At 67.4% G+C, this 2,075-nt stretch carries 2 protein-coding genes; both read right to left on the bottom strand.

All coding sequences use genetic code 11. The features are described 5' to 3' along the window. The coding region (locus ACH492_RS40020) for an IS200/IS605 family accessory protein TnpB-related protein (protein ID WP_398994363.1) at window positions 1–1,427 on the bottom strand (1,427 nt) is incomplete at its 3' end. Beyond that, on the bottom strand, window positions 1,420–1,998 hold the full coding sequence (locus ACH492_RS40015; RefSeq protein WP_398994361.1) for an IS607 family transposase: 579 nt from the start codon (window positions 1,996–1,998) through the stop codon (window positions 1,420–1,422). The genes ACH492_RS40020 and ACH492_RS40015, both read right to left, overlap by 8 nt. Between the last annotated feature and the right edge of the window lie 77 nt (window positions 1,999–2,075).

Below are 2,075 nucleotides of genomic sequence, written 5' to 3'. Positions count from 1 at the left end.
GGGGGCGGTGTCGTCCGTCGCCGGATCGGGTACCCGAGGGCGCGCCTGCCAATCGCGACCGAGGCCGCGTCATGGCGAGTCATGGTTCGTTTGCTGCTGGTCAGCGGCTTGCGCCAGTGCTGGTCGCCCCACTGGGAGGTGTAGGCGGGATCGACCGCGACAATGGCGAGGCCGAGTTCGGCGGCCATGCTCACGAGCCGGGCGCGAAGTTTGCCGGTGGGCATGCCGGAGATGAGCTGCCGGAACCGCTTCTTGCGGCCGTGTTTCTCGCGGGTCTTCTCCTGCGCGAAGTCCAGGTCCTCAATCCCGATCGCAGCCACACCACAGCGTGTGGCCCAGTGCAGCAACTGGGTGATGGCGTGCCGGACTTGCGCGTCCCGATGCGGGGATGTCCCGGACAGGTCGTAGAAGAACCGCATGGGTTCGCCGAGGGGGTTGCCGTGCGGGTCGAGCCGGTAGGCGGCGAGGTGGTCGGCGTTGGTGTCCACGCCGATCATGCCCTTGGCTCGGGCGGCGTCCAGCGGGATCGTCTTGACGGGTGGGCGTTGCCAGGATGCGGTGAGGTACCAGCGGTCTCGCGGAACGTCCAGGTGGATGCGGTGGGCCACGGCCCGGTTGGCGGCGATACGGTCGGCCCATTCGGTGCCCCGGTGCTTGAATTCCACGCGGGCGGCGAGGACGTACCGGCCATGCTTCGCATTCGCCAGGTGCGCCATGGGCGCGGGCAGTTTGATCGAGACTTCCCCGTCCGGGGTGACGCGGATCGTCTCGTTCCCGTACCGCTTACCCGACTCCCCGTCGGCAGCCAGGAACCAGCGCTCCGCCTCCCAGCGTTCCCGCCACTGGTCCTTGGTGATCTGCGCGGCGGCAAGGTTGTGCCGGGTGCCCAGCAGGCGCCTGCCGCCGCGCACGACGTGCACGCGCCCGGCCTGACGGTCGGCCCGCTCCTGCTCCAGCCGGGCCTCCAGCGTGGCCAGGCGGCGGGACTTCATGAACCACTCGTGTTCGGACCGGTACCCGCCAGGAGCGCGCTTGGTGCCCTTCCCCCCGATCGGCTGGGACAGGCGGTGCATCAGCGTCCGCACACCGGCCTCAAGGGACTGGATGTGCGCGAGCTGACAGCGCCGGGACAGCGCCCACTGATCATGCGTGGCCTTGGTGATACTCCCCGCCCAGCGGGACGAGGACTCGGCGGTCAGGTCACGCTTGCGGGCCGCCCACGTGTCCGTGGAGTGCTCCATGCCGTCAGCGCACCGCTGCTTGAGGTCGCGGGAGGCCAGCGAACCGAGCAGGCCGCCAGCCATGCGCAGAATCTTCTCGTCCTCGGGCGTGAGTCCCTTGAGCCGGTCGCGAATCGCCACCCCGGACGGACCGAGCGCAACGAACGGCGCATCGATGGCGCGGAGCTTCTTCTTGGGTTCAGTCATCGGCAGCCGCCGCTTCCAGAGCCTTCTTCGCCCTGTTCTTCGCCGAGCGGCGGCCGTACAAGCGGGCGCACAACGACGTCAGCACCTCAACCATGTCCCGCACCAGATCGTCTTCGGCTTCACCGTCATCCAGCACCACCAGACGACGCCCAGTCGCGGACAGCGCGGCTTCGACCAGTTCGACGTTCATGCGGCCGAGCCGGTCTTTGTGTTCCACCACCACAGTGGTCACGGCCGAGTCGGCGAGCAGCCGTCTGGCCTTGGTCCGTCCTCCGTTCATGCCAGAGGCGATCTCGGATTCGATCCGCACTACGCGATGCCCGGCCTTGGCTGCCCACTGCGACAGCCGAGCGGTCTGACGCTCCAGATCGTCCTTCTGGTCGTGCGAAGAGACGCGGGCGTACAGGCCCACGCCACTGGTCACGGACGGTGAGGAGTTTGCCTCGATGTTGACCAGGATCGTGCGCGGTCCGACCCGCTCAGCGGGGACCGGGAGCGTGCCCTCACGAAACCATCGATAGGCGGTATGCGGATGCACACCGTTCGCTATCGCCCATTCCTTGAGGTTCATGAAGCGATCATATAACACCTACTCAGAGGCTTTAATGCAAACTAGAGTTGACTCAATCCCGAGCAGTTCCCGACCCC

The organism is Streptomyces sp. NPDC019443 (assembly GCF_044389785.1).
Classification (GTDB): domain Bacteria; phylum Actinomycetota; class Actinomycetes; order Streptomycetales; family Streptomycetaceae; genus Streptomyces.
The sequence above is the reverse complement of the archived record's forward strand: the minus strand, read 5'-3'. Positions and strand labels throughout refer to the sequence as shown.

Coding starts and splice junctions, on each gene's coding strand:
- ACH492_RS40015 (WP_398994361.1), bottom strand. CDS start 1,998: ATGAACCTCAAGGAATGGGCGATAGCGAACGGTGTGCATCCGCATACC.